The organism is Nisaea acidiphila (genome assembly GCF_024662015.1).
Lineage (GTDB): Bacteria > Pseudomonadota > Alphaproteobacteria > Thalassobaculales > Thalassobaculaceae > Nisaea > Nisaea acidiphila.
Map to the genome: position 1 here is coordinate 499,766 of NZ_CP102480.1, position 25,892 is coordinate 525,657.

General features: G+C 61.3%; 26 protein-coding genes. 5 read left to right on the top strand and 21 right to left on the bottom strand.

All coding sequences use genetic code 11. The features are described 5' to 3' along the window. Positions 1 to 32: 32 nt before the first annotated feature. The 6 genes from NUH88_RS02480 to NUH88_RS02505 are packed head-to-tail and all read right to left on the bottom strand — an operon-like array spanning position 33 to position 5,786. Entirely contained in the window at positions 33 to 437 is a 405-nt protein-coding gene (locus tag NUH88_RS02480; RefSeq protein WP_257769754.1) for an SUF system Fe-S cluster assembly protein, read from the bottom strand. Then, positions 434 to 1,663, bottom strand: coding sequence for a cysteine desulfurase (locus NUH88_RS02485; protein ID WP_257769755.1), 1,230 nt, complete (start codon positions 1,661 to 1,663; stop codon positions 434 to 436). The genes NUH88_RS02480 and NUH88_RS02485 overlap by 4 nt, the downstream gene beginning before the upstream one ends. Then, positions 1,663 to 2,985, bottom strand: coding sequence for a Fe-S cluster assembly protein SufD (gene sufD / locus NUH88_RS02490; protein WP_257769756.1), 1,323 nt, complete (start codon positions 2,983 to 2,985; stop codon positions 1,663 to 1,665). Before sufD ends, NUH88_RS02485 begins: the two co-directional genes overlap by 1 nt. 18 nt (positions 2,986 to 3,003) lie before the next feature. Then, complete coding sequence (sufC, locus tag NUH88_RS02495) at positions 3,004 to 3,765, bottom strand: Fe-S cluster assembly ATPase SufC (protein WP_257769757.1); 762 nt, start codon at positions 3,763 to 3,765, stop codon at positions 3,004 to 3,006. Between the two features lie 40 nt (positions 3,766 to 3,805). Beyond that, complete coding sequence (sufB, locus tag NUH88_RS02500; protein WP_257769758.1) at positions 3,806 to 5,263, bottom strand: Fe-S cluster assembly protein SufB; 1,458 nt, start codon at positions 5,261 to 5,263, stop codon at positions 3,806 to 3,808. Between the two features lie 52 nt (positions 5,264 to 5,315). Beyond that, the gene (locus NUH88_RS02505; protein ID WP_257769759.1) at positions 5,316 to 5,786 is read right to left on the bottom strand and encodes an SUF system Fe-S cluster assembly regulator; all 471 of its coding nucleotides are present in this window, start codon (positions 5,784 to 5,786) and stop codon (positions 5,316 to 5,318) included. Between the two features lie 237 nt (positions 5,787 to 6,023). On the opposite strand from NUH88_RS02505, the gene NUH88_RS02510 reads away from it, so the two are divergent. Continuing rightward, on the top strand, positions 6,024 to 6,932 hold the full coding sequence (locus NUH88_RS02510; protein ID WP_257769760.1) for a DMT family transporter: 909 nt from the start codon (positions 6,024 to 6,026) through the stop codon (positions 6,930 to 6,932). A gap of 101 nt (positions 6,933 to 7,033) precedes the next feature. Then, positions 7,034 to 8,764, top strand: coding sequence for a hypothetical protein (locus tag NUH88_RS02515; protein ID WP_257769761.1), 1,731 nt, complete (start codon positions 7,034 to 7,036; stop codon positions 8,762 to 8,764). Here NUH88_RS02515 and NUH88_RS02520 read toward each other — a convergent pair. The 11 genes from NUH88_RS02520 to nhaA form a co-directional block, all read right to left on the bottom strand. Further along, positions 8,761 to 9,606, bottom strand: a complete 846-nt coding sequence (locus tag NUH88_RS02520) for a DUF1194 domain-containing protein (protein ID WP_257769762.1) — start codon at positions 9,604 to 9,606, stop codon at positions 8,761 to 8,763. The genes NUH88_RS02515 and NUH88_RS02520 overlap by 4 nt on opposite strands. A 52-nt stretch (positions 9,607 to 9,658) precedes the next feature. Continuing rightward, the gene (locus tag NUH88_RS02525) at positions 9,659 to 10,465 is read right to left on the bottom strand and encodes an alpha/beta fold hydrolase (protein WP_257769764.1); all 807 of its coding nucleotides are present in this window, start codon (positions 10,463 to 10,465) and stop codon (positions 9,659 to 9,661) included. 16 nt (positions 10,466 to 10,481) lie between these two features. Continuing rightward, a complete protein-coding gene (locus NUH88_RS02530; protein ID WP_257769765.1) occupies positions 10,482 to 11,066 on the bottom strand; it encodes a peroxidase-related enzyme in 585 nt (194 codons plus the stop codon). A 13-nt stretch (positions 11,067 to 11,079) separates the two neighbouring features. Further along, positions 11,080 to 12,483, bottom strand: coding sequence for an FAD-dependent oxidoreductase (locus tag NUH88_RS02535; RefSeq protein WP_257769766.1), 1,404 nt, complete (start codon positions 12,481 to 12,483; stop codon positions 11,080 to 11,082). Beyond that, entirely contained in the window at positions 12,470 to 12,787 is a 318-nt protein-coding gene (locus NUH88_RS02540; protein WP_257769767.1) for a (2Fe-2S)-binding protein, read from the bottom strand. Before NUH88_RS02540 ends, NUH88_RS02535 begins: the two co-directional genes overlap by 14 nt. After that, entirely contained in the window at positions 12,768 to 13,886 is a 1,119-nt protein-coding gene (locus NUH88_RS02545; protein ID WP_257769768.1) for an NAD(P)/FAD-dependent oxidoreductase, read from the bottom strand. The genes NUH88_RS02540 and NUH88_RS02545 overlap by 20 nt, the downstream gene beginning before the upstream one ends. Positions 13,887 to 13,893: 7 nt before the next feature. Continuing rightward, entirely contained in the window at positions 13,894 to 14,247 is a 354-nt protein-coding gene (locus tag NUH88_RS02550; RefSeq protein ID WP_257769769.1) for an arsenate reductase, read from the bottom strand. Between the two features lie 4 nt (positions 14,248 to 14,251). Continuing rightward, complete coding sequence (locus NUH88_RS02555; RefSeq protein WP_257769770.1) at positions 14,252 to 15,400, bottom strand: M14 family metallopeptidase; 1,149 nt, start codon at positions 15,398 to 15,400, stop codon at positions 14,252 to 14,254. 120 nt (positions 15,401 to 15,520) lie between these two features. Further along, the gene (locus tag NUH88_RS02560; RefSeq protein WP_257769771.1) at positions 15,521 to 15,847 is read right to left on the bottom strand and encodes a P-II family nitrogen regulator; all 327 of its coding nucleotides are present in this window, start codon (positions 15,845 to 15,847) and stop codon (positions 15,521 to 15,523) included. Continuing rightward, entirely contained in the window at positions 15,844 to 16,860 is a 1,017-nt protein-coding gene (locus tag NUH88_RS02565; RefSeq protein WP_257769772.1) for a sodium-dependent bicarbonate transport family permease, read from the bottom strand. The genes NUH88_RS02560 and NUH88_RS02565 overlap by 4 nt, the downstream gene beginning before the upstream one ends. A gap of 63 nt (positions 16,861 to 16,923) precedes the next feature. Next, on the bottom strand, positions 16,924 to 18,132 hold the full coding sequence (gene nhaA / locus NUH88_RS02570) for a Na+/H+ antiporter NhaA (RefSeq protein ID WP_257769773.1): 1,209 nt from the start codon (positions 18,130 to 18,132) through the stop codon (positions 16,924 to 16,926). A 114-nt stretch (positions 18,133 to 18,246) separates the two neighbouring features. Between nhaA and NUH88_RS02575 the strand changes: the two genes are divergently transcribed. Beyond that, positions 18,247 to 18,432 carry a helix-turn-helix domain-containing protein gene (locus tag NUH88_RS02575; RefSeq protein WP_257769774.1) on the top strand — a complete coding sequence of 62 codons (186 nt, stop codon included), beginning with the start codon at positions 18,247 to 18,249 and terminating at the stop codon, positions 18,430 to 18,432. Between the two features lie 94 nt (positions 18,433 to 18,526). Here NUH88_RS02575 and NUH88_RS02580 read toward each other — a convergent pair whose 3' ends face one another. From NUH88_RS02580 to NUH88_RS02595, 4 genes are all read right to left on the bottom strand, one after another. After that, positions 18,527 to 18,829, bottom strand: a complete 303-nt coding sequence (locus NUH88_RS02580; protein ID WP_257769776.1) for an alkylphosphonate utilization protein — start codon at positions 18,827 to 18,829, stop codon at positions 18,527 to 18,529. A gap of 75 nt (positions 18,830 to 18,904) precedes the next feature. Continuing rightward, positions 18,905 to 19,399, bottom strand: a complete 495-nt coding sequence (locus NUH88_RS02585) for a PAS domain-containing protein (RefSeq protein WP_257769778.1) — start codon at positions 19,397 to 19,399, stop codon at positions 18,905 to 18,907. Between the two features lie 160 nt (positions 19,400 to 19,559). Continuing rightward, the gene (locus NUH88_RS02590; RefSeq protein WP_257769779.1) at positions 19,560 to 20,192 is read right to left on the bottom strand and encodes a LysE family translocator; all 633 of its coding nucleotides are present in this window, start codon (positions 20,190 to 20,192) and stop codon (positions 19,560 to 19,562) included. Between the two features lie 89 nt (positions 20,193 to 20,281). Further along, complete coding sequence (locus NUH88_RS02595; RefSeq protein ID WP_257769780.1) at positions 20,282 to 23,074, bottom strand: bifunctional aconitate hydratase 2/2-methylisocitrate dehydratase; 2,793 nt, start codon at positions 23,072 to 23,074, stop codon at positions 20,282 to 20,284. A 200-nt stretch (positions 23,075 to 23,274) separates the two neighbouring features. Between NUH88_RS02595 and NUH88_RS02600 the strand changes: the two genes are divergently transcribed. Then, complete coding sequence (locus tag NUH88_RS02600) at positions 23,275 to 23,850, top strand: hypothetical protein (protein WP_257769781.1); 576 nt, start codon at positions 23,275 to 23,277, stop codon at positions 23,848 to 23,850. A gap of 445 nt (positions 23,851 to 24,295) precedes the next feature. Further along, positions 24,296 to 25,834, top strand: coding sequence for a jacalin family lectin (locus tag NUH88_RS02605; protein WP_257769782.1), 1,539 nt, complete (start codon positions 24,296 to 24,298; stop codon positions 25,832 to 25,834). Positions 25,835 to 25,892: the final 58 nt, after the last annotated feature.

Here is a 25,892-nt window from a genome sequence, read left to right on the forward strand (position 1 = left end):
CGACTCAATATAATGATGCGCCAGATCAGATTCTAGAACATGTTGAGGGCGAGCTTCGCCTCGTCGCTCATCCGTTCCGGAGTCCAGGGATCGTCCCAGGTAAGCTCGACCTGCACACGGCCGACGCCCTCGACCGACGCCGCTTTCTCCCCGACATCGATCGGGAGCTGCCCCGCGACCGGGCAGGCCGGCGCCGTCAGGGTCATCACGATCTTCACGTCCCCGTTCTCGGCGATCGCGATTTCGTAGATCAGTCCAAGCTCGTAGATATCGACCGGGATCTCCGGATCGTAGACCTCTTTCAGAGCGAGGATGATCGCCTCTTCCTTGGCAACCGGAACACCTTCGGCAAGCGGCTCGCCGACTTCGGCGACAATGCCCTCTTCCGGCGGCGGAAAATCGAGAAAGTCATGCATTCCGGGACCACCGGGCATCATGCGAAGATCTCCCTCACCTTTTCGAGACTGTCGGCCAGCGCGTCGATATCCTGTCGCGTGTTGTACATGCCGAGGCTGGCACGGGCCATCGCAGGCACGTCGAACCTGTCCATCAGCGGCTGGGCGCAATGGTGCCCGGCCCGGACCGCGACGCCGGCCTGGTCGATGATGGTCGAAATGTCGTGCGGATGGGCGCAATCCATGACGAAGGAGAGAACGCTCGCCTTCCCGGGCGCGGTCCCGATGAGACGCAGCCCCTCGACCGAGGCGAGGCGCTGGGTCGCGTAATTGAGGACATCGCCCTCATGCTCGCCGATCGCCGCCATGCCGATGGCGGCGACATAGTCGATCGCCGCACCGAGCCCAACCGCCTGGACGATCGGGGGCGTGCCCGCCTCGAACTTGTGCGGCAGGTCGGCCCAGGTCGATTTCTCGATGGTGACCGTATTGATCATGTCGCCGCCGCCCTGCACCGGCGGCATCTTCTCCAGCAGCTCTTCCTTGCCGTAGAGAATGCCGATCCCGGTCGGCCCGTAGAGCTTGTGGCCGGAGAAGGCGTAGAAATCGCAGTCGAGATCCTGCACGTCGACCGGCATGTGGGTGACGCCCTGGGCACCATCCACGACCAATATCGCACCGGTCTTGTGGGCCAGCGCCGCGATTTCCTTCACCGGCAGCACCGTGCCCAGCACGTTTGAAACATGCGGGACAGCGATGAGCTTCGTCTTCTCGGTGACCAGCGCTTCCATGTCGGCGATGTTGAACGCGCCCTCGTCGTCGACATCGACAGCCTTCAGCACCAGGCCCTTCTCGTCCCGGACCATCTGCCAGGGCACGATGTTGGAATGGTGCTCCATCGTGGTGATGATGATCTCGTCGCCCGGCTCCAGAAACGCGCGGGCGTAGGACTGGGCGACGAGGTTCAATGCGTCCGTGGTGCCCCGGGTGAAGATCACCTCGTGGCTGTGCTTCGCATTGATGAAGTTCTGCACTTTCTCCCGCGCGCCCTCGTAGCGCGCGGTCGCGAGTTCGCTCAGGTAATGCAGCCCGCGATGCACGTTCGCATACTCCGCCTCGTACATCCGCGTAACCGCCTCGATCACCTGCCGCGGTTTCTGGGCGGAGGCCGCAGAGTCGAGGAAGACCAGCGGCTTACCGCGGACTTCCGTCGCAAGGATCGGGAAATCCCGGCGGATCGCCTCGACGTCGTAAGCGGATTCGCTCATCACGCGGCTTCCTCCCGTGCGATCCGCGCGGCCAGCCAGCCGGAGATCTTCTCGCCGAAGGCCAACGCGACCTTGTCGACCCGGATCTCGTCCAGCGCATCGCGCAGATAGGCCTCGATCAGCATGTTGCGCGCGTCGTGCTCGTTGATGCCGCGGGCCTTCAGATAGAAGAGCTGCTCGGCATCGAGTTCACCCACGGTCGCACCGTGGGAGCATTTGACGTCGTCCGCATAGATCTCGAGTTCCGGCTTGCTGTCGATCTCCGCCTTGCGGGAGAGCAGCAGGGCCCGGTTCATCTGGTAGCCGTCGGTCTTCTGCGCCGGACGCTGCACCAGGATCTTGCCCTGGAAGACGCCGCGGCCGTTCTCGTCCAGCACACCCTTGTAGATCTCGCGGGACTCGCTGTTCGGCTTCGCGTGCTCGATGAAGGTGGTGTTGTCGAGATGCTGGTTCGCGGCCGCCATGTAAACGCCGTTCACCGCATAGAGAATCTCGGATCCGTCGAGCTTGCTGCGGATCTCGTTGCGCGCCAGCTTCGCGCCGCAGGACAGCGCGAAATTGTCGTAGATCGTCTTCTCGCCGCAATGCACGTGGGTCATCGCGACGTGATAGGCCTCGCGGGACTCGTTCTGCAGCTTGTAGTGATGGAAGACCGCCTCGTCCTCGACCGTCACATGGGTTACGGAGTTGGAGAAATAGCCGCCTTCGCCGACATGGCTTTCGACCAGCGTCGCCTTGGCGTTGGGGCCGATCCAGACCACGTTGCGCGGCGCGAAGGCGACCGGCGCGTCACCGCCGGATCCGATCGAGATGATGTGAATCGGCTTGGCGATATCGGCGTCCCGTGCGACCTCGATCAGCACGCCGCCGGTGATGCCCGCGGTGCTGAGCGCGGCGAGCGGAAGTCCTTCGGTCGCACTCTCGTCCTGCAGGGCGTGCTTTGTAACGCCGTCCTTGCGCTGCAGCGCGACCGCCAGCGGCGTGACCATCAGGCCGACCGGCAGCTTGTCGAGCGCGGAGCGGCTTTCGTCCAGACGGCCGTTCACAAGGACGATCTCGATGCCGGCGATGCCGGCGATCCGCTCCCGCGGAATCGCCACCGCCTCGGCTTCCTTGGCGAGTGCGCTGAAGGTCATGCCGCCGAGACCGCGTAGGCTGGTGTACTTCCAAGCCTCGGTCCGGTTCGTCGGCAGGCCGAGTTCAGCGAACCGGTCAGAGCCCTTCCGCGTCACCTCTCCGAACCAGTCGGGCGTCCCGTCGAGCGCCGCGGCCGCGCTGAATGCCTTCAGCAGCGGATTGTCATGTGCCATGTCGTTCGGCATGTCTCTCTCCACGCCCGATCAGGCGGCCTTGCCGGTGAAATCCGCGTAGCCCTTTTCCTCGAGCTCGAGGGCGAGTTCCTTGCCGCCGGATTTCTGGATCTTGCCGTACGCCATGACATGCACATGGTCGGGCTGAATGTAGTTCAGCAGGCGCTGGTAGTGGGTGATCACCAGCATGGAGCGACCCGTATCGCGCAGCGCGTTCACGCCGTCGGCGACAATCTTCAGCGCGTCGATATCGAGGCCGGAATCGGTCTCGTCCAGCACACAGAGCATCGGCTCTAGCACGGCCATCTGCAGGATCTCGTTCCGCTTCTTCTCGCCGCCCGAGAAGCCGACATTGACGGCGCGCTTCAGCATGTCGTCACCCATCTCAAGCGACTTCGCCTTCTCGCGCACCAGCTTCAGGAACTGCATCGCATCCAGTTCCTCCTGCTCATGGTACTTGCGCTTGGAATTCAGCGCCTCGCGCAGGAAGGTCATGCCCGGCACACCCGGGATCTCGACCGGATACTGGAAGGCGAGGAAGAGACCCTCGTTGGCCCGTTCGTCCGCTTCCAGCTCGAGCAGATCCTTGCCGCCGAAGGTGACGGAACCTTCTGTCACCTCGTAACCGTCGCGGCCGGCCAGCACGTAGGACAGCGTGCTCTTGCCGGAACCGTTCGGGCCCATGATCGCATGCACCTCGCCCGGCTGAATGGTCAGGTCGATCCCTTTCAGGATCTCCTTGTCCTCATCTTCCAGCGAAGCATGCAGGTTCTTGATTTCCAAAAGAGCCATTTCTCTCTCCGAGCGTACTTTTTTCTTTGGTTCCGGCGCGTCAGCCGACGCTGCCTTCCAGACTGATGCCGATGAGCTTCTGCGCTTCGACGGCGAATTCCATCGGCAGTTCCTTCATGACTTCCTTGCAGAAGCCGTTGACGATGATCGAAACCGCGTCCTCTTCCGAAAGGCCGCGCTGGGCGCAGTAGAAGAGCTGGTCCTCGCTGATCTTCGAGGTCGTCGCCTCATGCTCGACCCGCGCGGTCGGATTGCGGGACTCGATATAGGGGACGGTATGGGCGCCGCACTGATCGCCGATCAGCAGGCTGTCGCACTGCGTGTAGTTGCGTGCGTTCTCTGCCCCCGGCAGCACCTTTACCAGGCCGCGATAGGTATTGTCGGCCTTACCGGCGCTGATGCCCTTGGAAATGATCGTCGACTTCGTGTTCTTGCCGATATGGATCATCTTGGTGCCGGTATCGGCCTGCTGGGCGTTGTTGGTGATCGCGACCGAGTAGAACTCGCCGACCGAATTATCGCCCTGCAGGATGCAGCTCGGATATTTCCAGGTCACGGCGGAACCGGTCTCGACCTGGGTCCAGGAGATCTTCGAATTGTCGCCGCGGCAGGCACCGCGCTTGGTCACGAAATTGTAGATGCCGCCGGCGCCGGTCTCGTCGCCCGGATACCAGTTCTGAACCGTCGAATACTTGATCTCGGCATCCTTCATCGCGACCAGCTCGACCACAGCGGCGTGGAGCTGGTTCTCGTCGCGCTGCGGCGCCGTACAGCCTTCCAGATAGGAGACGTAGGAGCCTTCCTCGGCGACGATCAGGGTGCGTTCGAACTGACCCGTATTTTCCGCGTTGATCCGGAAATAGGTCGACAGCTCCATCGGGCAGCGCACGCCCTTCGGAATGTAGACAAAGGAACCGTCGGTGAAGACCGCGCAGTTCAGCGTCGCGAAGTAGTTATCCGAGTACGGAACCACCGAGCCGAGATATTTCTTCACCAGCTCCGGATATTCCTGCACCGCCTCGGAGATCGAGCAGAAGATCACGCCCTTTTCGGCCAGCTTCTTGCGATAAGTGGTCGCGACGGAGACGGAATCGAAGACCGCGTCGACAGCGACGACGCCAGCCAGAACTTCCTGCTCCTTCAACGGAATCCCAAGCTTCTCGTAAGTTCTCAGCAGTTCCGGATCGACCTCGTCGAGGCTGTTCGGGCGCTCCTTCACCTTCGGCGCGGCGTAGTAATAGATATCGTTCAGATTGATCGGCGCATACTCGACCTTGGCCCAGTCCGGCTCTTCCATGGTCTTGAAATGCTCATAGGCCTGGAGACGCCATTCGAGCAGCCATTCCGGCTCTTCCTTCTTCGCGGAGATGAACCGGATGACCTCTTCGCTGAGACCCTTCGGCGCCATCTCCGACTCGATGTCGGTGACGAAGCCGTACTTGTATTTCTCGGTCCCGAGTTGTTCGACCTGTTCGATTGTCTCGACAGTTGCCGCCATGATCTCTTGTCCCGTGTTCTAAACCGTCAAACTCAAAAACCCGTTCGGCCCGTCAGCCGTCGACCGTCGCCGGGCTCCGCGCGGCTTCCGGCGCCGCCGGGCGCAGCGGAAACATCTCCGTCGGATCCAGCAGATCGGCTAATGTCACTTCCTCAAGCGCCTTGCGCACAGCCAGGTTGACCCTGTTCCAGTTCCCGCTGATCGGGCAGGAATTACTGACTTCGCAACCGCCTTCGCCTTCGTCCACACAGGCGGTCAGAGCGATCGGACCGTCGATAGCCTGCACGATCCGCGCGACCGTCACCTCCTCGGCCGTCATATCGATCGAGTAACCGCCATTGGCCCCGCGATGCGAGGTCACGAGCCCCGTTCCCGCGAGGATTTTCAGCAGTTTGGAGACTGTCGGAAGCGGGATCGCCGTATCCTCCGAAAGCGCGGCAGCGGTCCGCACCCGGCCAGGCTCACGCGCCATCTGACCAAGCACCACAACCGCGTAATCCGTCATTTTGTTTAGCTTCAGCATTCGCCGTCCCGAAAGCGGACCAATTTTGTACCAATTAATTAAACGTACGGGCGCATAAATCAACCGCAATCTGCAGTCTCGCGGGAAAAATTTTGAAAGGTTCTAATTCCGGAAAGGCATCTTTCATGTGACACATTCGGGACGATCAGGCGAGCGAAATATTGCAGTATGCAAAACCGCGTACACCGATACGCCGGGCCGATCCCAAGCAATCAAGAACAACACCGACGTCCCGTCATGAGCTCGCCGCATCCCCCCTCGCAACCGCTACTCGCCGTGCTCTGGATGATGGGTGCGCTCGCCTCTTTCACTTCCATGGCGGTCGCCGCGCGAGAGCTCACCCAGGACCTTTCCGTCTTTCAGATCTCGTTCATGCGGACCGTGATCTGCCTCGCCCTGCTCACGCCCTATGCCTACAAGCTCGGCTGGCAGAAAATGAAGACGGACCGGCTGAAGACCCATGTCGGCCGAAACATCATCCATTTCACCGGGCAGTTCGGCTGGATCTACGGTGTCAGCATCCTGCCGCTGGCCGCCGTATTTTCGCTGGAATTCAGCGCCCCGATCTGGACTGCCATCCTCGCCGCGCTACTGCTGAAGGAGCGGATCACCCGGATACGCGCGCTCTCCATTGCGCTCGGTTTCGCCGGCATTCTGGTGATACTCCGTCCGGGGTCGGACCTGATGCAGCCGGCTTCTTTCGTCGTGATCGGCGCCGCAATCTGCTTCGCGTTCACCTACGTTTTCACCCGCGGGCTCGCAGCGACCGAGAGCGCGTTCAAGATCATTTTCTACATGAACCTGATCCAGTTTCCGATCGGCCTCGTGTTGTCCGTACCGGTTTGGATCACGCCCGGCACGGAGATGCTACCGTTCATTGCCATTCTGGGGATCGGCGGCATTACCTCGCACTACAGCATCGCGAGGGCGATGGCCCATGCCGATGCGGCCGTTGTCAGTCCGCTCGACTTCCTCCGCCTGCCCCTGGTCGCGGTGATTGGCTTCCTGCTCTACCAGGAGCCTTGGAATCCCTATGTGATCATTGGCGGCGCGATCACATTTTCCGGGAATTTGCTCAATATCCTGTCGGAGCAGAAAGCCCTGAAACGAAGGATGAGGCCGGAGCCGACACCGCCTCAAACCTGACATGAGGAACCGGGGATAAACCCGCTCCTCCCGAAACGCCTTTATCCATGCCTGTTTTCCCAATAAAATCACCGTAAATAAGGGAAAGGCATTCGGACAGAATGCGTCGAAACAAGACCTTGGAAATTCTGACCCTGCGGGACGGGTCATGGGCGATTGAGGGAGCCGCGCGCGATATCGAAAGCGCGGAGGAGACAGCTTTGAAACTAATGTCCCGTGCCGGCGTCATGGGGGTGCGTGTCGTCCGGGAAAGTATCAACGACATTCACAACCCTGAACCCGGCGATATTCTTTTCGAGAAACTCCGCGCTACGGGCGGGGGGGACCGCATCTCCGTCGGCGATGTCTCCGGCAACGCTCCGAACTGCGAGGAAGTCGAGGAACTGTTTTCAGGTCCGGGCCGCAAGACCATCAACCGCCTCTTCCGCGCCTATCTCGACAAGCAGGGCGTGACCCCCACAGAAGTCATGCACAACGCCCGCGAAATGAAGCGCGTGATGGATTTCGAGAGCATGCTCCCGTCCGCCGTAGCAAAAGTTGCACAATTGCAGACGCGTGGCGAAGACGGCGGAGACATGAACGAGCGCCGCGATATCCTTTTCGGCTTCGCGGACAAGATCAACGAGCGCGCCCGCAAGGCCGAGAACAGGTCCCTGCCCTCAATTACGAAAGACAGCATCAACGACGCGATCGAGAGCATCAACAAGTCGGCAAACGGAGAGTCTCCCGGGTATCTCTTCCGTGTCGCGGCGAGCCGCGACCTCGTCGGCGTCCGCAGCTGGTGGAGCAAGTTCGCGACGTCCGTCGACTGGGCGGAGGCTTGCGAGTCCGAGCCGGCCATCGCCAATCTCGACTGGTTCATCAGCGATGCACTCAGCAATGCCTCCGTTCTGCAAGACCTGCTCGGCGAGCAGGACAGTCTGGCCGGTGCGCTGATCGCCCTCATGGAAATCGCGGACGGCGTACGCGAGATCGATCCCGAACTGGCGAGCCAGCCGGAAAACATCGAGGCGACGGCCGCCAAGATCAACAAGCTCTTCAAGAAAGCCAAATTGCCGGAGTCGAAGCTGGCGGTGATGGACCGGGTCTGCCGACAGCTGCAGAGCAGCGGGTCTTTGACCAAAGACAAGAGCGAGGAGCCGAAGGTTTTCCGGGAAATGCTGCAGAAGCTGGTCCCCGGCACGGAACTTGTCGGCGGCCCGGAAATGGCCGAAGCCATTACCCACCGCCAATCGCACATCATAAACAAAGGCGGCGAAGGTGGCCTGAAGGCGGCAACGGCGAGCGTCCTGCCCGCATTGCGCGACCCGGGCCGCAAGGCCGGATACCTGCTCTCTCTGGCGGAAAGCGAACTCGGCCGGGATCTCCTGAAAGACGAGATCGAGCACCATCTAAACGGGCTCTTCATGACTCCCGGCTCGGTCAACCAGATTGTCCGCGGATCGGTCGCACCGAACAAGAAGATGGAGAAGGTCACCTCGATCTTCTACCGGATCCAGAAATCCAACCTGCCGGACGCGCGCAAACAGCAGCTCACGCAACACCTGGACGAGCTCCTCGCGACCTATGTCGTCGACGGCCGGATCCTCGACCGGGTCGACGACCCGGACAAGCCGCTGCATATCCGCGCCTTCATGCTTGTCAGCATGTGCCAGCCGGAAATGCTCCCCGACGGCAAGGCCTCGAAACTCGCGCGCGAAATCATCGTCAAGCATTTGCGCCGGCCCAACTTCGAGACCGAACTGGTGGCGCAAATCCCGGACCCCGCGAAGAAGGAAAAGATCCTCCGGGACTTCCACGTGCAACTGCACCGGAGCGGCTTCTTCAGCTAGTCGTCGCCGCGGTTGAGGAATTCATGCAGCTGCTGCTCGCCGATGTCGCAATTATAGCCGCCCCCGCCACTGGCCGCCGCGGGAACGCGGCGAACCGCTCTATCCGGAGTACGACCGGCGACCTCCAAAATCATCTTGCGCCGAACGGCGGCAGCGAACGACTTGATGCCTTTGGCGGCAATCACGAAGGCACCGTCTCCGCCGACGACGCATTCCTCGTAATAAATGTCGAGATCATCCAGCTTCGGAAACCCATAGGGCGACGGACGCTCGTTCAGGATGGGCAGGGCATTGATCACCAAGCCGGAGGCGATCGCCCGGTCCCGCGCATCATCGACGCGGGTTCCACTATTGTTGGGCCCGTCTCCCGAGATGTCGATAACCTGGCGTTCGGCAAAGAAACGCGAATCCCGGAAATATTTGACCGCGAAATCGAGCATGTTGCCGATTGAGGTGCGGCGACCGCCCATATGCGGTTTCACATCCAGTGTTTCCGCAAAATCAAGCGCCGCCGCCGGGCTGTCGATCACGGTCCAGCCGACAACCACCCGCTGATGATCCCCTCCCGCCCATTCGATGTAGCTGAGTGCTATCCGTCCCGTTTGCCCGGACAGCATCGTGTTGATCACGGTCGGGTCGCGCAGTGCCTGCACGTAGCCGTCACGCTGCAGGTCGGCCTCCCAGAAATCGACCGACCCCGACACGTCCACGGCCAGCATCAATTTCAGATCGACGAGCTGCAGCGGGCTTTGCGCTAAGGATGCAGTGGAGGATAGGGCGACTGCGGAAAGCGCTCCGAGCGCTGCCTTACGCCAACCTCCGATAAGAGCCGAAAACGGCATACCAGGTGACCTCCACCCGTATTACCGCGCATTTTCGGGCGGAGAGGCAACCCTATGATGCGAGGAACTCTCTCAACAATGCGTTATAGGCGTCCACATCCTCCAGATAGGGCGCGTGCCCCACTCCCTCCAGACGAACATGTCGGCCTGCCGGATAGAGCGCCGCAAGCGACTCCGATTGACGAAGGGTGACGATCTTGTCGCCGGCACCGGAAATCAGCAGAACCGGGCAGGAGATCGACGGCGCCACGGGGCGCGTATCGGCATGGTGCAGCATGGTCGCGCAAGTCCGGAGCCCCGGCGCGGTCACCCCGCGCGCGATCTCTTCCACCTCGGCCCGGACCGCTTCGGGTGCCCCTTCGGCCACCATCATGCCGGACCGGTTCGCCGCGTAGGCAGCGCTCCCCTCTTTCTCCAGCGCCGCGATCCTGGTCGCGTAGCTGCCCGAGATCGGTTCGCTCGCCGGCTTCGCATTGCCGGAATGGGTGCAGGAAAGGATCATGTGATTGACCCGGGGGCCAGCCTCGCCCGCGATCGCCTGGGCGACGACGCCGCCCATTGAATGGCCTATCACAGAGAACGACCCGACACCGAGATGATCGAGCAGCGCGAGCGCAAGGGTGGCAAAAGCGGTCTGGTCCGGTCCGACCACCATCGTTTCGCCATAGCCCGGTGCGTCCCAGCCGATCACGTGCCAGCTGTCCGAGAGCGCGGCATATTGCGCCCGCCAGGTCGCGGAATTGCCGCCCAGCCCGTGCAGTGCCAGCAGCACCGGCTTGCCCGCGCCGTCCCCGGCCTCGCGGTAGGATACGTGCCCGGCAGCCGTATCCGCCCTCTTGCGTTCAGGATCCTGTGACATTCCCTGCTCCTCCGGCTCAGCCGCGCCCCGCATGATGATAGGCTTCGTTCGGCATCATATGCACGGCGCTGGCGACACGGTTCGACATATTGAAGAACCCCGCGACATTCGCGATGTCCCAGATATCCCGGTCAGTGAAACCCGCGTCCCGCAGGGCTTGCCGGTCTGCCTCGACAATTTCATAGGGCGTCCGCGTCAGTTTTTCGGCAAAGGCGACCATCTCCCGCTGCCGCGCATCCAGCTCGGCATAACGGTGATTGAATGCGAGCGCCTCGCCAAGCGCAGGCGCCCCCGACAGTTCGCGGACCGCCGCACCGTGCGCCACAAGGCAGTAATAACAGTGATTTATGGAGGAAACGACAACCGCAATCATCTCCCGTTCCAGCTTGCTGAGTCCGGACGGGCCGAGCATCAGCGTGTTGTAGAGCGTGGTGAATCCCTTCAGATGGGTGTCGTCGAAACTGTAGGCCTTGATCACGTTCGGCACGAGGCCGAGCTTTTCGGCGCAGAGATCCCAGTATTTTCGGGTTTCCTCGGAGAGTTCCCCCGCGTCCGGCACCGGCAGCCCCAATTCCAGGGCATGCACCTTTTCCTTGCTCACTCTTTCCTCCCGGTCAGTCCGCACCGTCGAGCGCCGCCAGTTCACCGAGCGTGACCGGCTTGATTGGCGGACGAATGCGGTAGTAGCCGATCTCTTCCGGATGCTTTCCGTGTGCGTCGGCCAAGATTTCGGTCACCGTGAGGCCGCACATGCGCCCCTGACAAGGGCCCATTCCGGCCCGCAGAAAGGCCTTGGCCTGGTTAGGCCCCGGCGCGCCGAGCGCCGCCGCCTTGCGGACATCCGCGGCGGTCACTTCCTCGCATCGGCAAATCACCTCTCCACCGTCCAGCTCGCCGATCCACCGCGGCGGCGGGAACATGGCGTCGAGCAGGGGCCGGACCGCGAGCTCCGCCCGCAGGGCGTCCCGCGCCTTGACGATCTCGACATCGCCGTTGGGGCGGTTGACCGCGCCGAACCGCTCCGCGACCTCAAGTGCCGCGATGCGCCCCGCATGGACCGCCGCCATCGCACCGCCGATACCGCCGCCGTCGCCCGCGACGAACACATTTTCGACGCTTGTCTCGCCCCGGTCGCTGAGCTCCGGACGGAAACATCGCTGCGCCCGGTCCCAGCGATGCTCGCAGCGCAAAAGCCGGGTCAGCTGCGGGTTCGGCACGACCCCTTCATGGAGCAGAAGGCTTGCCGTCTCCAATTCGGCAGGCCCGCCCACGCTCTGGAAGCGCACCCGCTCGAGATGCTCGGCGCCCAGCGCCTCGATCTTCGTCACCTCGCGGTAAATCCGCACGCCGGAGCGGGACAGCGTTCTCATCAGGCGGCGGCCCTTGAGCAAGGTGCGCCACCCAAGCAGAGCTTTCGGCAAGTGCGGCAGGCCACGAAGCCGCGCACCGGCGGGCGTGGTGTCGAGCACGGCAGCGATCTCGATCCCGGCCGCCAGACATTGCGCCGCGAAGAGCAGCAAGAGCGGACCGCTACCGGCAAGCAGCAGAGGTGCTTCCGGGAACAGCCCGGAGCTTTTCAGTACGGTCTGCGCCGCGCCGACGGTCATCACCCCCGGCAGGGTCCAGCCCGGCACGGGAACGGGCCGCTCCATCGCTCCGCTCGCAATCAGCAGAGCGCCGCACCGCACCTGTCGCGTGGCTCCGTCCCAGGCGAGCGTCACCGTCTTGTCGCCGTCCTCCGGGCTCTCGACATGCCAGACGGTCGAGCCCGGCCAGTGCTGCGCGCCTGAAGCGGCGAAACGCGCGGCAAGCTCCGCGCCTTTCACGTAATCTTCCCCTAAGAAGGCAAGATTTCCCGGCCGCAATCGCGCATTCCGCTCGATCGCCCGCCAGATCTGCCCTCCGGCTGCCGGTTGCTCGTCCACGACGATCACGTCGAGCCCGGCCTCGCGCGCGGCGACCGCAGCGGACATGCCGGCCGGGCCGGCGCCGATGATGGCGAGATCAGTCCGGATCATCGCCCGCCTCCCCTGGGAGTCCCGGCGCGCCCCGCTGGCGCCGCACCGCCATGCCGCCGCGCACCTCGGTGAGGCACGCCTGCCGGTTCGGAATGCCGTCGATCTCGACCAGGCATTCGAAACAGACCCCCATCATGCAATAGGGCGCGCGGCCGGAGCCGCTCTTCGGCGTCATGCGCAAGATTCTGTTGCCTGCGGCCAGAAGAGCCGCCGCCACGCTGTCTCCCTCGAGGGCATCGACGGGCTCACCCTCGAAACGGAAGCGGACCTTGCGTCCGCTCTGATCAGGCAGCCGACGCAGCACGGAACCTCTCCGGCGAGAAGGCGGCGAAACGTTCGTTGAACCTGCCACCGAGGATGACCGGCGCCAGTTCCAGCGCATGTGCCGCCGCGAGCGTGACACCGCTGTGGCAGGAAATGCTGAAGGCGCCCGGCATGCTCTCGCTTTCCCGATAGATCGGAAAGCCGTCCGGCGACATCACCCGGAGCGCGCTCCAGGTGCGGACGATCCGGGCGTCTTTCAGGATCGGGAAACAGCGGATGATGGAGCGGGCGATCTCGCCGAGCTTGGCGGGATTGATCCGCGTGCTGTAGCCGGCGCTTTCCTTGGAATTGCCGAAATTGATCGTGCCGTCTGCTGTCTGCCGCGCATTGACCAGAAGTGTCGGGATCACCGGCTGCATGCGCTCGGTGATCAGGATATGCCCCCGGTTCGGCTCTACCGGGATGTCGAGACCGACCATCTCGGCCAGCCACTTGTTGGCGAGTCCTGCCGCGATTACGACCTTCTGGCCCAGAAAGACACCGGCCTCGCTGATCACCCGGAAGCCGCCGCCATCCTTTTCGATATGGCGGACACGGCCGCCGCTGACATAGCGCGCCCCGAGCGCCTGGGCGTTGCCGTGCAGACCGCGCAGGAGATAGAGCGGGTTCACATGGCCGTCATGGGGGCTGTAGCTCGCGCCTGTGACCTCGGGCCCGACCAGCGGCAACATTCGCCGGACCTCGTCCGCGTCGAGCATCACCCGGTCGTTCTCGCCGACGCCCGGCTGGTTGTGCATGCGTCGGATCTCGTCTTCGTTGGTGCGGAATTCCTCCTCCCCGAGGCAGAGTTCGAGGCCGCCGTCCTGTTTCAGCTCGATATCGGTGCCGTCGCGCTCCTGGATGCCATCCGCGAAACCCTGATAGAGCTCCTTCGAGCGCCGGGTCCAGCTCGCATATTCATGCATGCCGTCGCCCTTGCCCTGGACCCAGACCAAGCCGAAATTGCCGCGCGAGGCGCGCAGCGCGACATCCCCCTCGTCGAGGATCGTGACCGACGCGCCCTCGCGGGCGAGCCCGTAGGCAATGGAGGAGCCGACAAGCCCGCCGCCGATCACGATGACGTCGCTGCCGCCCCGCATTTCTGGGTCAGTCGAGCAGAGCTTCGAGGTCGGCCTGCACCGATTTGTCGAAGCCGATCAGGCGGATCTCACCGAGATCGATCACCGGGCGTTTGACCAGCGAGGTATGGCTCGCGAGCAAGGCCGGCGCGGTCGTGTCGGTCACGCTCTCCTGGATTGCCGGGTCGAGCTTCTTCCAGGTGGTGCCGCGCTTGTTCACAACCTTCTCGACGCCGAGCTCGGCGATCCAGTCCGCGGCGCGCTCCGGCGTCAGACCGCCTTTCTTGAAATCGTGAAAGCTGTAAGTGACGCCGCGCTCATCGAGCCATTTGCGCGCCTTCTTCACCGTGTCGCAATTCGGAATGCCATAGACCGTGATCATTGCCTCAGTTCCTTTCCATGCGCGCCGGCAACTCGTCCACCGTCGCGAGCAAGACATCCACCAGACTGCGGCCGAGCGCTTTCGAGCGCGCCCCGTCCCAGCCATGTACCGGGTCCGGCTGGTTGTCCGCGTCCTTGAACGGCATCTCCAGCGTCATGGACAGCGCGCCCAGCCTGTTTGCGATATGCCCGGTCGAGGTCGTGAGATTGCCCTTGCCCGGTGCCGGTTTCGGGTAACCGTGTTCGGTCTGGAAGTCCGGGTTGATCGCGGCATAGACGGCCTGGAACCGGTCCAGCATCGTAACATGGGCGTCGGCGATGCCCGGAACGCCATAGCTTCCGGCTATGAAGTTGTAGGGAATCGCCTCGTCGCCGTGCACGTCGAAGGAGAGATCGATGCCACGCGCCGCCATCTCTTCCAGGACGCAGAGAACCTCGGGGCTCTTCTCCTCGCTCGGCTCGGCCCATTCGCGGTTCAGGTTCACTCCGAGCGCGTTGGTCCGCAGGTGCCCGCGCCGGGTTCCGTCCGGGTTCATGTTCGGCACGGCGTAGATCACCGCCTTTTCAAGCAGCGCCCGGCTGGTCCCGTCCGTCTCGTCGAGCAGGCGCTCGACGAAGCCCTCCATGTACCATTCCGCCATCGGCTCGCCCGGATGCTGGCGTGCGAATACCCAGAGCGCCTTCTTCCCGTCCGCCGCCTCGCCGAGGGTCAGAAGATCGATCGTCTGCCCCTCGTAGGTTTCGCCGATCACTTCGGCCGTGCAGCGACCGGAGAGCTGGGCGGAGGCGATCAGGTCCTGATGCCGCTCCATGGAATAGGGCTCGAAATAGGCGTACCAGACATAGTCCGCCTCCGGGACGTGGCGGATGGTCAGCTCGGTGCCGTCATAGGAGGTCGGGACCCGGAACCAGGTTTCCCGGTCGTAGGAGGCACAGACGCGGTAATTCTCCCAGCCCTTCGGATAGCTCGATCCGCCCGCGTTCAGGATCCGCATCGTCACCCCGCGCCCGGCCGCCCCGGAGAGGCGGAAATGGAACCACTGGTAAAAGTCCGACTGGTTGTCCTTGCGGATGCGGAGCTGGATGTCGTTCGGATCGTCCAGCGAGACGGTCTCGATATTGCCGCTGTCGAAAGCGGCGTCGATACGCAGCATGGGAACTCCCGGCATGTGTGAGCGGGCGAGGTTACTGATGCGCGTACCGTTTGAGAAGGTGAAAGCAAGCGACGGTTCTGTGCGGTGGAGGAATGAAAGGAATATCGGTCCTCCGCCGGGTCAAAAACGCTCCGGGCGCACGACGTCCACGTTCGAAACCGTGATCAGTCCGGCGCGCGCATTGACGAACTCGAAGACGGATTTGAGCACCGCCTCTTTGTGCTGGGCGTCGAGAATGCACCAGATCATCATCATGCCCTCCGCTCCGGCGATCTGGCCGTCGCGTGTCCAGATCCCGTTGAGACCGCTGCCGCCCTGCACCGGAAGGATTGTATATCCATTCACGCCGGGAAGAGTGTCGAGGAGCGTTCCCAGCCTCGGCACGGCAAGCTGCTCGATCAGTATATCCAGACGGACTTTCGGATGGGTTTCCATGGCGCTCCTCATTGGCTGCCGCCGGCAAACAGCCTATCCGCGATCGCGATGTAGAGCGGAATACCGACGATGACATTGAAAGGAAAGGTAATGCCCAGCGACAGCGTCGTGTAGATGACGGGGTTCGCCTTCGGCAGCGCGAGCCGCATGGCCGCCGGAACGGCGATATAGGATGCGCTTGCAGCCAGCACCATCAAGAGGGCCTTCCCGGCCGGCGAGAGATCGATCGGCCAGACGGCGAGCGCCATGAGCGCGGCCCCAACGAGGGGCATGTAGAGTCCGAAGAGAACGGTCCCGGTACCGATCGCGCGGCGGTTCTGCGCCAGCCCACGCCCGGCGACCGCACCCATATCGAGGAGGAACAGGCACAGCACCCCCTTGAAGGGATCGACCACGAACGGCTTGATATCCGTCATCCCCTTCTCCCCGGTAATCCAGCCAATGGCCAGGGCACCGAGCAGGACGACCACGGAACTGTTCAGAACCGCTTCGCGTACGGAGAGACGGGCCTCTTCCGGCGCCGGTCCGGCGGCCGCTCCGGTCTCCGACCGCCCACGTGACGCGAGCCAGAGACCGACGATGATGGCCGGTGCCTCCATGGCGGCCGCGACGGCGACAAGGATGCCTTCCGCTTGCTCACCGCGGTCCGTGAGGACCTGGATCGCGGTCAGAAACGTCACGATGCTGATCGATCCATAATGCGCGGCGACCGCCGCCGCATCCGTACGCCCGAGCCCGCTGGCTGCCCGCAACGCGGCGAAGCCGAGGATCGGGAAGGCCGCGCTGAAAGCTACGCCAATCAGTAGCGGTGCGATGCTGGCCGGGCCGACCCCGCTATCCGCCATGCCGACGCCCCCTTTGAAGCCGATCGCCAGCATCAGATAGAGCGCGACCGTTTTGGCGATCGGTTGCGGCAGGGAAAGATCGACGCGGGCAAGTGCTGCGAGGAAGCCAAGGAGGAAGAAAAGGACGACCGGAGAGCCCAGAGTGCCGCCGGCGATCGACAGAAGATTGCTGAATTCCATAGACACGCACTTTGAATAAGATTTGCCCCGGCCGCACGACGCGACCGGGGCAAGTGGGAGGGTCTAAGCCGTCGCCGGCGCAGCCCGCGTGGTCACTGCAGACCGGGCGGTCGCCCATTTGAGCACCGCAAAGCCGAGCAGACCGGAAAGTATGCTGCCGCTCATTACGCCGAGACGTACGGCGCGCGCATGTTCAACGTCGCTGAAGGCGAGCGTGCCGATGAAGAGGCTCATGGTGAAGCCGATACCGGCCAGCAGCGAGACACCGTAGATCTGCCGGAAATCCGTACCTTTCGGCAAGCGGCTGAGACCGGATCTCACGGCGAGGTAAGCAAAGCCGAAAACCCCGATCTGCTTGCCGACAAACAATCCCAGCGCAATGCCGAGCGGAAGCGGCGCCAAAAGGTCGGCAAAGGAAAGGCCCGCGAGCGGAATGCCCGCATTGGCGAAGGCGAAGACCGGCATGATGAAGAAACCGACCCAGGGCTTCAGGCCGTGCTCGAGGCGAACCAGCGGAGAATCCTCGTCTTCCCTGGAATTCAGCGGGATCGTCAGACCGATGATGACGCCTGCCAGCGTGGCGTGAACGCCGGATTTCAAGACCGCCACCCACATCACCGCGCCGACCAGCACGTACGGAGCAACCCTTGTGACACCGAGCCGGTTCATAGCGACGAGCACGGCGGCGCCAAGCGCGCCCGAGAGCAGCGCAATTTCGGAAAGGTCGGCGGTATAGAACAGCGCGATGATCACGATGGCACCGAGATCGTCGATGATTGCCAGCGAGAGCAGGAAGACCTTGAGCGCCGGCGGCACGCCCTTGCCGAGCAGGGCGAGGACGCCGAGCGCAAAGGCGATATCGGTCGCGGCGGGGATCGCCCAGCCCTGCATTTCCACTGTCATGCCCCAGGTGAAGAACAGAAAGACCAGAGCGGGCATCGCCATACCGCCGATCGCAGCGACGGTCGGCAGCGCCGCCTCACGGGGATCGGAGAGATGTCCCTCCACCAGCTCGCGTTTGATCTCGAGGGCGACATAGAAGAAGAAAATCGCCATCAGACCGTCGTTGATCCACAAGAGCAGCGGCTTATCGATCAGGAGTTCGCCGACCGCGAAGGTTACCGGCGTTTCCAGCAGCCCGTCATAGAGCCAGGCGAGCGAGGAGTTATCGAGCACCAGCGCGACGATCGCGGACAGAAACAAGAGAACGCCGGGAGCTGCCTCGTGGCGCAGCAAGGCGAACGGGGAACGCAAAGCAGCGGAAGCCGACATGTGATATCCTGCGATAGAAAAGCAACAAACCGCTACTTATTTAGAGCACCGAATAAGAATTTCAATAAACAGCTATAAAATGATACAAACGGATGAAAACAAGAAAATGACGTCATGCTCAGCAAGCCGCTCCTGACCATCCACGAGGTCTCGGACCTCTTGAAAATGAAGGAAAGCACGGTCCGCAATTGGATCCGCGACGGCGAACTGCGCGCGATCAAGATGGGTCGGGACTGGCGGGTGGCGGTTAAGGACCTGGAGGCCTATCTGAACGCTCACGCTAACAGACCGGAGACGTAGGAGACGTTTGAGGCGGCGTCCGCGCCCGTCGCGGGTCCGCGATTGCGCAGGAACCGGTCTCCGGTTTCCGCCAGCGGGAGAAAGCGGAAAAAACTCAGCGCTTGCGGACGAATTCGGTCCGGAGCACCAGGCCCTTGATGCCTTCGTACTTGCAGTCGATCTCTTCCGGATTGCCGGTCAGCCGGATCGACTTGATGACCGTGCCCTGCTTCAGGGTCTGCCCGGCGCCTTTCACCTTGAGATCCTTGATCAGCGTCACCGAGTCTCCGTCGGCCAGCTCGTTGCCGGCCGCGTCGCGCACGGCATTCGCCGCCGCCTGTTCGGCTGCGACCTCGGAGGCCGGGCGCCATTCGCCGGTCGCCTCGTCATAGACGTATTCGTCATCCTGATCGGACATGGGATCTCTTTCCGGAAGGAAGTTGAAGGCCTTCCTTATACGCCGGGACACCGCAGAGGCAATCCCGCCCCTGCCTCAGACCTCCTCTTCCGGCACGCCCTGCCGGCCCGGATAATCGATCACGGTGATCAGCTGGTCGACCGCGTCGCTGCCCTGGCCCATCGGGGCCGTCACGGATTCGAAGGAGGTCCAGGAATTGCTCGGCGCCCAGATCATCCGGCCCTTGCGGAACACCGGCACCGCCCGGCCGGCCGTCTCGCGGTAGCGTTCCAGCATGGCCTCGGCGCCGATCCCGTAACTGCTTTCGGAGACGTATTTCCGGCTGAGGTCGCGCCCGACCGCCTCGACGATCTCGGTACCGATGATCCGGTGATAGAAGTCACGCCCGCCGTCGATGACCTCGACGATCTGCACATGGCCGATCCAGGGCCTGAGGCTCTCCGGCGTGAAATGTTCGCGGTCCGGCACCGGGCTGTCGCCACAACATTCCTTCCAGAACTCATAGAAGGAGTGGATGAGCGGGCTGGTCATCTCGGCCTCGGAGACGATATCGGAGACGGCGGTGTTCAAATCCGTTCCGCCCCGTCTCGGACGTCACTGTGCTGTGCGTGCCCGCGCACCGCGCCCCACCGGCTTGCTCTCATCTAAGAACCGTCCCACAACATAAACTGGTAATCGAATCTATCGAATTCGAGAGAGCCGGGCAAACATGTCCGGAAACACGTTCCCGTCAGCCTTTCAGCGCGAGGTAGCCCCCGGCGGCGACGAAGAACCCGCCCGCCAGCATCTTCGCCTTGCGGGCATGGGCGAAGCCGGACGCCCGAGCGGCCAGCCTTTGCGCGGCGAAGGCATAGACCACTTTCACGCTCCCGACCGCGGCGACGCAGAGCGCCGAAAGCAGCGCGATATCGCCGCTGGAGAGCGCCGCGAGGTCGAGGAAGGTCGGCAGCAGACTCGCATAGAAGAAGATCGCCTTCACGTCGCCGAGCGTCAGCAGCAGCCCCGCCACGAAGCTTCCCGGAAGACCGCCCCATGCGGCGCGTGGCACCTCCGGCACGGCCTGCTCTTGCTCTCGACGGAGCTGGCCGCGGATCAGGGAAATTCCGAACCAGACGAGATAGGCCGCCGCGGCGTAGCGGATCAGCGCGAAGAACGCGCCGAGCTCCGCCGCCAGCGCCGTCATGCCGAGCACCGCCAGCGCGATGAAGATCAGATCCCCCGCGACGATCCCGAGCGACACCGCGAGCCCGTACGGCACACCCGAGACGGCCGAACGCGCCACCACCAGCGCGACGCTGGAACTCGGCAGCGCGGCCATGGCGGCCAGAACGAGGAAGAGCGTGAGCGCGCTGAACAGGGTCATCGGCGGGAGATCCCGGACAAGAAAAAGGAGCATGCCAGAATAGGCATGCTCCCCGATCTTTGGAAATCCGCCGCGTCGCGGCGCTTAGCCTAGTAGTGGACGGAGAAGCCGCCCGGCCCCTTCTGCGTCGGCGGAGCGAACTTGGTGAGGTTGATACCCTCGACGGCCGCCTTGTACTCGTCCAGGTTCGGCGTCCGCCCGAGAATGGCGGAGAGCACGACGACCGGCGTCGAGGCGAGCAGGGACTCGCCCTTCTTCTCCGAGGAATCCTCCACCACGCGGCCCTTGAAGAGACGCGTCGAGGTGGCCAGCACGGTATCGCCCTTCTCCGCCTTTTCCTGGTTGCCCATGCAGAGGTTGCAGCCCGGGCGCTCGAGATAGAGCACGTTCTCGTATTCGGTCCGCGCGGCCTGCTTCGGTGCGCTGTCGTCGAACTCGAACGCGGAGTATTTCTGCAGGACCTCCCAGTCCCCCTCTTCCTTCAACTCGTCGATGATGTTGTAGGTCGGGGCGGCGAGCACCAGCGGGGCATTGAACTTCACCTCGCCGTTCTGCTTCTCCAGGTTGCGCAGCATCTGGGCGACGATCTTCACATCGCCCTTGTGCACCATGCAGGAGCCGACGAAGCCGAGATCGACCTTCTTCTCCGCGCCGTAATAGGAGATCGGCCGGATGGTGTCGTGGGTGTAGCGCTTGGAGACGTCGATATTGTTGACGTCCGGGTCCGCGATCATCGGCTCCTCGATCTTGTCCAGATCGACGACGACCTCGGCGAAGTATTTCGCGGTCTCGTCCGGCGCGAGGGCCGGCTTCTCGCCGGACTTCACCTCGGCGATGCGCTTGTTCGCCTTGTCGACCAGCCCTTTGAGGACCTGCGCCTCGTTGTCCATGCCGTTGTCGATCATGGTCTGGATGCGGCCTTTCGCGATCTCCAGGGACTCGATCAGGGTCTCGTCCTGGGAAATGCAGATCGAGGCCTTCGCCTTCATCTCCGCGGTCCAGTCCGTGAAGGTGAAGGCCTGGTCGGCGAGCAGCGTGCCGATATGGACCTCGATGATCCGGCCCTGGAAGACGTTGTCGCCGCACTGCTCCAGCATCTGCGCCTGGGTGGCGTGAACCACGTCGCGGAAGTCCATGTGATCCTTCATCGAGCCCGTGAAGGTGACCTTCACGGTTTCCGGGATCGGCATGGTCGCCTCGCCCGTCGCCAGCGCCAGCGCGACCGTGCCGGAATCGGCGCCGAAGGCGACGCCCTTGGACATGCGGGTGTGGGAGTCGCCGCCGATGATGATCGCCCAGTCGTCGACCGTGATGTCGTTCAGCACCTTGTGGATGACGTCGGTCATCGAGTGGTAGACGCCGTTCGGGTCGCGCGCCGTGATCAGGCCGAACTTGTGCATGAACTTCATCAGCTTCGGCGTGTTGGCCTGCGCCTTCGCGTCCCAGACGGACGCGGTGTGGCAGCCGGACTGGTAGGCGCCGTCGACCGTCGGCGAGATCACCGTCGCGGCCATCGCCTCCAGTTCCTGCGAGGTCATCAGGCCGGTCGTGTCCTGCGAGCCGACGATGTTCACCTTCACCCGGACGTCGGAGCCCGCATGCAGGACCTTGCCTTCCGGCACGCCGAGGGCGTTCGCGTTGAAGATCTTCTCGACCGCGGTCAGGCCCTGGCCCGGATGGGAGATTTCCTTCGACGGCGCATAGGCGGATTTCAGCTCGACGCCGAGGATGTCGCAGGCGACGGTCTGCAGCTTCTTGCCGAAGACGACGGCGTAGGAGCTGCCGGCCTTCATGAACTCGACCTTCTGCGGCGTGAAGGAGGAGGACACGTCGACCAGCTCCTCGCTGCCGTCCTCGCTGTAGAGCTTCTGGTCCTTGGAATTGATCGAGAGCACGGTCCCGGTCTCGACGGAATAGACCTGCTCGAGGATCGGGTTGCCGTCGTTGTTCAGGATCGGATTGCCGTTGTCGTCCCGCTTCTTGACCCAGTTCTTCAGGTCGATCCCGATTCCGCCGGTGACGCCGACGGTGGTCAGGAAGATCGGCGAGATGCCGTTGGTGCCGGCGACGATCGGCGCGTAGTTCACGAACGGCACGTAGGGACTCGCCTGCTTGCCGGTCCAGAGCGCGACGTTGTTCACGCCGGACATGCGCGAGGAGCCGACGCCCATCGTGCCCTTCTCGGCGATCAGCATCACCCGCTTGTCGGGATGCTGCTTCTGCAGTTCGCGGATTTCCTTCTGCGCTTCCTCGGAGATCATGCACTTGCCGTGCAGCTCGCGGTCGGAGCGGGAATGCGCCTGGTTGCCCGGCGACAGCAGGTCGGTGGAAATATCGCCTTCGGCCGCGATATAGGTCACGACCTTGATGTCTTCCTCGATCTCGGGAAGCTTGGTGAAGAACTCGGCCTTGGAATAGCTCTCCAGGATGTCCTTCGCGACCGCGTTGCCGGCCTCGTACGCTTCCTTGAGACGGTCCGTGTCCGCCTCGTAGAGGAAGACCTGCGTCTTCAGGACCTCGGCCGCATCCTTTGCGATCGCCTCGTCCGCGCCCAGCGCCAGGTCGAGCAGCACCTCGACCGAGGGACCGCCCTTCATGTGGGAGAGCAGCTCGAAGGCGAAGGCCGGCGCGATTTCCGCGACATTCTCCTCGCCGAGGATGATCTGCTTCAGGAACTTCGCCTTCACGCCCGCGGCGCTCGTCGTGCCGGGCAGCGTGTTGTAAGTGAAGAAATGGAGGGCATCCTTGCGGTACGGGCTCTTCGCGTCCTTGATTTCCGCGATGACCGCTTCCAGAAGCGCGCCGTCCTCGATCGGCTTGGGGCTCAAATCTTGGGTTTTGCGAGTTTCGATCTCTGCCAAGTAGTCCTGATACAAGCTCATATCTGTCCCGACGCGTTAAATGTTGTTTGGAGCTCAAACGCCGGGGTCTCGGAAGCTTCCAGCGATCCAGCGAAAAGCTCGGCAGCGGGCATGAGTAGTGCAGCCGCGAAGGGCTTGCAAGTGTTTCCGGAAAGCTGGGAGAACCGCAACCGGTCGCTTATATCGTCAAAAGGGCGAAGCGTAATCGAGCGGGGAAATCAGTGAACTTTCGGCAATTCCTGCGAGGGCGCCTGTTTACCGCCCTCCTCCTTGGCGCGATCGCGGCTTTCCTCACCGCTCTCTTCGCAAGCGACGCCTTCTTCGACTGGGCCTTCGCGCGGCACCACAGCACGCTTTCCTGGGCGGCGCGGCCGCTGTTGGTGCTGCCTTATATCTACTTCGCCCGGCGCCGCAGCCTGAACGGCATCCTCGCCTCCGTGCTCGCGCTCCTGACCTCGATGCTCTGGTTCCCCGCCCCGGCGGAGACCGATCCCCGCGTCGCGGAATTCCTCGCCATGGAACAGGAACGCCTGCAAGCCGGCCTCGACCTCAAGAACCTCCTCGGCCTCGCCGCCGTGCTCGGCTACGGCTGGGCCCTGGCCGCAGCCTTCTGGAAACGCTCACTGCTGATTGGAGGGGCGGTCGTGGTAGCCGGGGCGGCGGGGAAGATGGTCTGGAGCTTGGTCGAGGGCGGCGAGAGCGGGACTGCGCTATTGCCGTTTGCGGTCGGCGGGGCGGTTGTAACTGTTGTGACGCTTGCTCTACTTGCGATGCGGCGAAAGCCCCTCGGCCGTTGAGCCGTCACCCCGATGAAAATCGGGATCCACTGGAACGGCCATGCGCAAGTGTCGAAAGTGGATCCCGGATCGGGGTCCGGGATGACAGTTATGACTGAGGAAATAAAATAAGGCCTGTGTCCCCTCAATTCCCAAAATAAGGCCTGTGTCCCCTCAATTCCCCTTCTGTGTCCCCTCAATTCCCCTTCTGTGTCCCCTCAATTCCCCTTACGTAGCGTGTCCCCTTAACTCTCCCCCCAATTCTGGCCGCCAACGTTGTGCCACCCAAATCCCCCATCAAGTTCTGACAACTCTCAAAACCAATTTTGAAGCCCAAAAAAGTGCCCCCCCCAAAAGACCGACTTAAAACATCAATCCAAAACCACATTTATCATAATTTTTTCTATTAAAAATTGACTAAATGTGTCACAGTTTAGAGGAATGAGTAGGGATGGGAGGATTCAAGATGCGCGACCAAGAAGGTAGCCCCGTTGACTCGGTTATGGACCAACCGACCAATGACATTGCTTTAGAGATGTTTCAAGGGTTCGATAGTATTGAAAACACATCTCGCAATACCGCCGCTGTCGGATCAATTTTTACGGGTGGAGCAACTTCAGAAGCATCATTTCAGATTTGCCGGTCTCTTGAAGAAATCGAGCATTCTCTCAATGTTCACGGCAGACTGGATGCACAAAAATTTTTTGGGAGTTTCTCTGCCAGAATGGGACTGATTGACAAATTCAATATAACTAGATTTTCAACAAGCCTCATTATTCACTCATTTCATCATACATCACATTTCGCAAAATCTGTCAAAGTTCCCATTGAACACCTACCAAGCGGAAATTCTTTTACATTAAATGACTTTTTTCAATATTATGGCGATTCTTATGTCAAAGAAACTCAGCTTGGACATGAATATATTGCGATCTATCATTTTGACTCAGTTGACAAATCACAACAAACCAGCATTGAATCAGAATTAAAAGGAAATCATTCTGGATTGACTGGTAGCATTGACGCCTCCTTGGCGCTAAACATACAAAATGCAATCAAAAAGAGTGAAGTAAGAGTAAATTGCCATCAGATTCTACGTGGAATTAATCAACAGCTCCCACCATACAGACCCGATAAAATTATCGAATTCGCTTTGAAAGTACCTTATTTACCAGCGAGCAAAACAGATTCTGTTTGTATAGATTTTAGCACCGAAAGCTACATACATGCCATTAATGTTCCTTCTGGCGAATTTAAATGCCTCGAATATAGCGTTCAAGCATCAGATTCCGTATCAAAAAAATTAGAAAGCAAAAACAATTTATTGAAAGAAATTCAATATATCGAATCAATATACAACACTTATCATTATTATCATGACGATTTATTGAAGACGCGAAAAAACATCATAAAAGACGACATCTCTAAACTAGAAAAATTCCTTTCGGAAATAAAAGACGATCCAACAACTGAACATAAATTACCTATAATGAAATCAAGGCAATTTGGATTTCCGCATCTAAATAAAGAAATTTCAAAATATAACATGGGAGGAACACACGCCTCAAGATCAACCTTCAATGATTATAGCGATATTAAGAATTTTGTTGAGAATCGCACCACGATCTCTGGTTTTTCTGGACAAGGCGACAATGTAATTAGGTATTTATTCACAAAGTACAAGGACGCCAATGGAATTGAGTACGAAAAAACGCATGGCTCAAAGGAAGGCCCCGGGTTTCCTTGGTTACAAATCAATGACGATGTTTTTGTCAAAGAAATTAAAGTAACAAGAGGCGATTATGTAAACTCAATCAAATTGACGTTGTCGGACGGAACAAACGAAAAAATTCCGAAAGACCCGGAGTCTGCAGATTCTGCGGTTTGGGAGGCCTCCACATCGAATACACATCAGTTTTTTTTGGCGTTCTCTGGCTCAAGCGGATCGCGCATAAACCAAGTAGATCTGGTTGTATTGAGATTAAGGCCCGCGTCCTGGTCTTAGGTTCTGAATATACAACCAATATCAAAAGGCGGCGGCGAGTAACAAGAGTGACAAAATG